Here is a 3,957-nt window from a genome sequence, read left to right as displayed (position 1 = left end):
CCGGAGGCCGCGTCCCCGAACAGGGGGCGCGGCCTCCGGCCGTGCGCGATCGGCGCGCGTTCAGACCACCGTGTAGTCCACGTCGATCGAGAAGATCTCGCGGTCCCCGGACCGGATGGTCCCGGTGAACGCCTGGGGGTGCGCGTCGGGCTCGGCCGGCGCCGAGGGCTCGACGTCCACCGTGCAGGTCTCCCCGGCCGTGGCCAGGTTGTCCGCCCGGAGCCGGAACATCCCCGGCTGCCAGCGGGCGCCGGGGCCAGCCGCCTCCTCCAGGACATGGTCGAAGAGCGCGAACGCCGCGTACCCGGCCACGGACACCGGCAGCGCCGGGAAGCCGTCGAAGTGCCCACGGCACATCGCCGCCTCCACGGCGAGCTTCGCCGTGGCGCTGTGCGCGTCGGCAGCGACGTCGACCAGCGGGGCCGGTGCGGCGTACGGGTTGGCCGGCTCCGTCGCGTCGGGGGCCCGGGCCGGGCCCATCATCCGTCGGAACACCGGTACCGACATGACCAGGTACTCCACGTCCATCTGTGCCACGAGGTTGCCCCGGGGGTCACGGAGCTCGGTCTGGGCCTCCGCCCGGTTGCGGCCGGTCATCTGGGCGCTCGCCGTCCCGATGAGCCTGGTCGCCGGGTCCACGCGCGGGAACATGCGGCCGACACCGCGGTGCGCAAGGTAGTAGTGCCGCTTGGTGCTGGGGTTGGTCGTGGCCGCGGCGCACAGGCCGAGGATGGCGAGATGCCGGCCCGCCTCCGCGATCCCGACGACGGGGGCCTGCCGTCCCGTGGGGGACTGGACAGGGACCGTGGCGCTCGTCAGCCCTGGTTCCGGGCTGAGCAGGTCGCCAAGTGCGTAGTAGGGCGGCGTCACGCAGATGCGCGGGCCGATCTCACCGTAGCCAACCGTGTTGTCGACAGAGGTCATGCGGTGCCTCCCCGAACGTAACCAGCAGAGTCCGAACAGGCATCATGTGCACCAACGAGCGCGCCACGCCATGGTTCGAACGTGACTATTAGGTAAAAACCTCTGCATGAATCGTAATGGGGTGAAGTTTCACGACTTGTCTAGTTCGCGAAACCACCGATCACGACGTTCCACAGCTGCACGCCGCGCTCACCGATGACGCCCGCGTGCGCGAACGGGTCCGCGTCCAGGGCGGCCAGTGCGGCCTCGGCGGAGTCCGCCTCCACGACCAGCAGGGCCCGGGACCCGTCGTCGAGGGGGCCTGACGCACGAACGACGCCGTCCTCGTTCAGCCGCCGCAGGAAGTCCCGGTGGCTTGGCCGGACCTCGTCCCGGGTCGCCACGTCGTCGGTGTAGGTGTAGCTCACGGCGTAGGTGCTCATGGGCGCAGCCTGCCATCCGGTTCGGCGAGCCGGTTAATTCTTGATGAAGACGCTCGTCACGGACCCGCCCGCGCCCCACACTCTGAGCATGGACGCACGTGAGAACCACTTCGACCTCGTCGTGATCGGCTCCGGCCCCGGTGGCCAGAAGGCCGCGATCGGTGCCGCCAAGCTCGGCAGGCGCGTGGCGGTGGTGGAACGGCGGGACCGGGTCGGCGGGGTGAGCCTGCACACCGGGACCATCCCGTCCAAGACGCTGCGCGAGGCCGTGCTGTACCTGACGGGCCTGCAGATGCGCGACGTCTACGGCTCCAGCTACCGGCTCAAGGAGCACATCACGGTGCCTGACCTCCTGGCCCGGCTGCAGCACGTCATCGGGCGCGAGATCGAGGTGGTGCGCAACCAGCTCGCCCGCAACCACGTCGAGACCGTCGTGGGCACCGCCCGGTTCACGGGACCGCACGACATCGAGGTGGCCGACGCCGAGGGTGACGTCGTGCGACGGCTGACCGCCGACAAGGTCGTCGTCGCGGTCGGCACCGCTCCCGCGCGCCCCGCGAACATCGCGTTCGACGGCGTCCGCGTGGTCGACTCCGACGGCATCCTCGACGTCAGCGAGGTGCCCCGGACCATGGTCGTGGTCGGCGCCGGCGTGATCGGCATCGAGTACGCCTCCCTCTTCGCCGCGCTCGGCACCCGGGTCACCGTGGTCGAGGCACGCGACAAGATCCTCGACTTCTGCGACTCGGAGGTCGTCGAGGCGCTCAAGTTCCAGCTGCGCGACCTGTCTGTCACGTTCCGGCTGGGGGAGAAGGTCGAGTCGGTCTCGGCGGGCGAGAACGGCACCGTCACCACGCTCGCGTCCGGCAAGCGGGTCCCCGCCGACTGCGTGCTCTACTCCGCCGGCCGGCAGGGGTGCACCGACGGCCTCGACCTCGCCGCCGCCGGGCTGGAGGCCGACCACCGCGGCCGGCTCCAGGTGGACAAGCAGTTCCGGACCGACGTCGAGCACATCTACGCCGTCGGCGACGTCATCGGGTTCCCGGCGCTCGCGGCGACGTCGCAGGAGCAGGGGCGCCTCGCGGCGTACCACGCGTTCGGCGAGCCCGTCTCCTCCGTGCTGGAGCTGCAGCCCATCGGCATCTACACGATCCCGGAGATCTCCTACTGCGGGGACACCGAGGACCAGCTCACCACCGCGGGAGTGCCGTACGAGGTGGGGGTGGCGCGCTACCGCGAGCTGGCACGCGGGCAGATCGTGGGCGACTCCTACGGGATGCTCAAGCTGCTGGTCTCGACCGAGGACCGCCGCGTGCTGGGCGTGCACGTGTTCGGGACCGGCGCCACGGAGATCATCCACATCGGGCAGGCGATCATGATCACGGGCGGCACCGTGGACCACCTCGTCGACACGGTCTTCAACTACCCGACGCTGGCGGAGGCGTACAAGGTCGCGGCGCTGGACGCGACGAACAAGATGCGCGACGTGGAGCGGTTCGGGCTCTGACCTGGCCGCCGCCGGCGCGGGTCCCGGCCCGACGCACGAGCGCGCCCGCCCACCGTGCGGTGGACGGGCGCCCTCGTGCGTGACCTGCGCGGCGGGTGCTACTTGTCGCCGGCGATGGCGGGCACCTCGGCGTCCGCGAGGGTCACGAGCGCCTGGGCGTGCACGGCGTGCTGCCAGTTGCCCAGGTCCGCGACCGTCTTGATCTTCAGCTCGGCGAGCATCTCGTCGTGCTTCGGCGTGAGGCCGAGCAGCGCCGACGGCGGCGCCGCGAGGATCGCGGCGATGCTCTGGTCCTTGTAGGCCTTGTCGACGAGCTTGTTCAGGTTCAGGCTCACGTGCCTGCCTTTCGTCCGTGCGGTCGTGGAGCGGCCGGGTTCTCACCCGGCCGAGGGAAGGATGTCGCGATCGAGGGCGGTATGCAACTTTTGCCCGCATTGTCGGACTGACTCCGATCTGTCCCCTCGCGCTTCGTCACCGGGTCGACCGAGTCTGCTCCCACCTCTTGCAGACCTGGACGTTCGTCCGGTTGACTTGCTCATCGTGGTGGTCTCGGACGTCTCGACCAGGCTGGCTGCCGCGGTCCGAGCCGCCCGATCGGCGGTGGGCCGTGGCTCGCTCCCGGCTGCGGTCCAGACCGTCCCGGGCGACGGCGCCCGGTGGCCGGCCGTGCTGCTCGACCCGGCCCGCGCGGTCGTCCCGTTCATGGGCCGCGAGCAGGAGCTCGACGACCTCGGCCGGTGGGCCGACACCGACGCACCGGTCAGGTTGCGCCTCGTCGTCGCCCCCGCCGGTTTCGGCAAGACGCGGCTCGCGAGCGAGTTCGGCGACCGGCTCGCCGACGCCGGCTGGACCGTCGTCCCGGTGCCGATCGGCCGCGAGGTCGCCACGGTCCGCGCGCGCCCGCAGGGCGACGTCCTGTTCGTGATCGACGACGCCGCCACGCGACTCGGCCTGGGCGCGATGCTCGACGTCCTGGCCCGTCCCGCCCGTGGCCGCACCCGGGTGCTCCTGCTCGCCCGCGTCGCCGGGGAGTGGCTGCGCCGGCTGCGCTGGGGCTCCACGCTGTGGGCGCAGCTCGAACCCGGCGACGCCAGCCAGACGGCG

General features: G+C 71.5%; 5 protein-coding genes. 2 read left to right on the top strand and 3 right to left on the bottom strand.

Annotated features, from left to right (window positions below):
* Positions 1–60: 60 nt before the first annotated feature.
* Both PROKR_RS10725 and PROKR_RS10720 read right to left on the bottom strand, forming a co-directional pair.
* Positions 61–924, bottom strand: coding sequence for a hypothetical protein (locus tag PROKR_RS10725; RefSeq protein WP_036962999.1), 864 nt, complete (start codon positions 922–924; stop codon positions 61–63).
* A gap of 140 nt (positions 925–1,064) precedes the next feature.
* Positions 1,065–1,346 carry a YciI family protein gene (locus PROKR_RS10720; protein WP_036962998.1) on the bottom strand — a complete coding sequence of 94 codons (282 nt, stop codon included), beginning with the start codon at positions 1,344–1,346 and terminating at the stop codon, positions 1,065–1,067.
* A gap of 88 nt (positions 1,347–1,434) precedes the next feature.
* Here PROKR_RS10720 and sthA point away from each other — a divergent pair, with 88 nt between their 5' ends.
* Positions 1,435–2,853 (top strand): Si-specific NAD(P)(+) transhydrogenase, encoded by a 1,419-nt coding sequence (gene sthA / locus PROKR_RS10715; RefSeq protein WP_036963199.1) that lies wholly within the window; start codon positions 1,435–1,437, stop codon positions 2,851–2,853.
* Positions 2,854–2,951: 98 nt separating this feature from the next.
* Here sthA and PROKR_RS10710 read toward each other — a convergent pair whose 3' ends face one another.
* Complete coding sequence (locus PROKR_RS10710) at positions 2,952–3,188, bottom strand: hypothetical protein (protein ID WP_020014780.1); 237 nt, start codon at positions 3,186–3,188, stop codon at positions 2,952–2,954.
* Positions 3,189–3,519: 331 nt separating this feature from the next.
* Here PROKR_RS10710 and PROKR_RS34585 point away from each other — a divergent pair.
* Positions 3,520–3,957, top strand: a 438-nt coding sequence (locus PROKR_RS34585) for a P-loop NTPase family protein (protein WP_211240103.1), incomplete at its 3' end; no start/stop codon positions are given.

It is taken from the genome of Promicromonospora kroppenstedtii DSM 19349, assembly GCF_000515355.1.
Lineage (GTDB): Bacteria > Actinomycetota > Actinomycetes > Actinomycetales > Cellulomonadaceae > Promicromonospora > Promicromonospora kroppenstedtii.
Note: the sequence above shows the minus strand (reverse complement) of the source record. Positions and strands in the feature narration are given on the sequence as shown.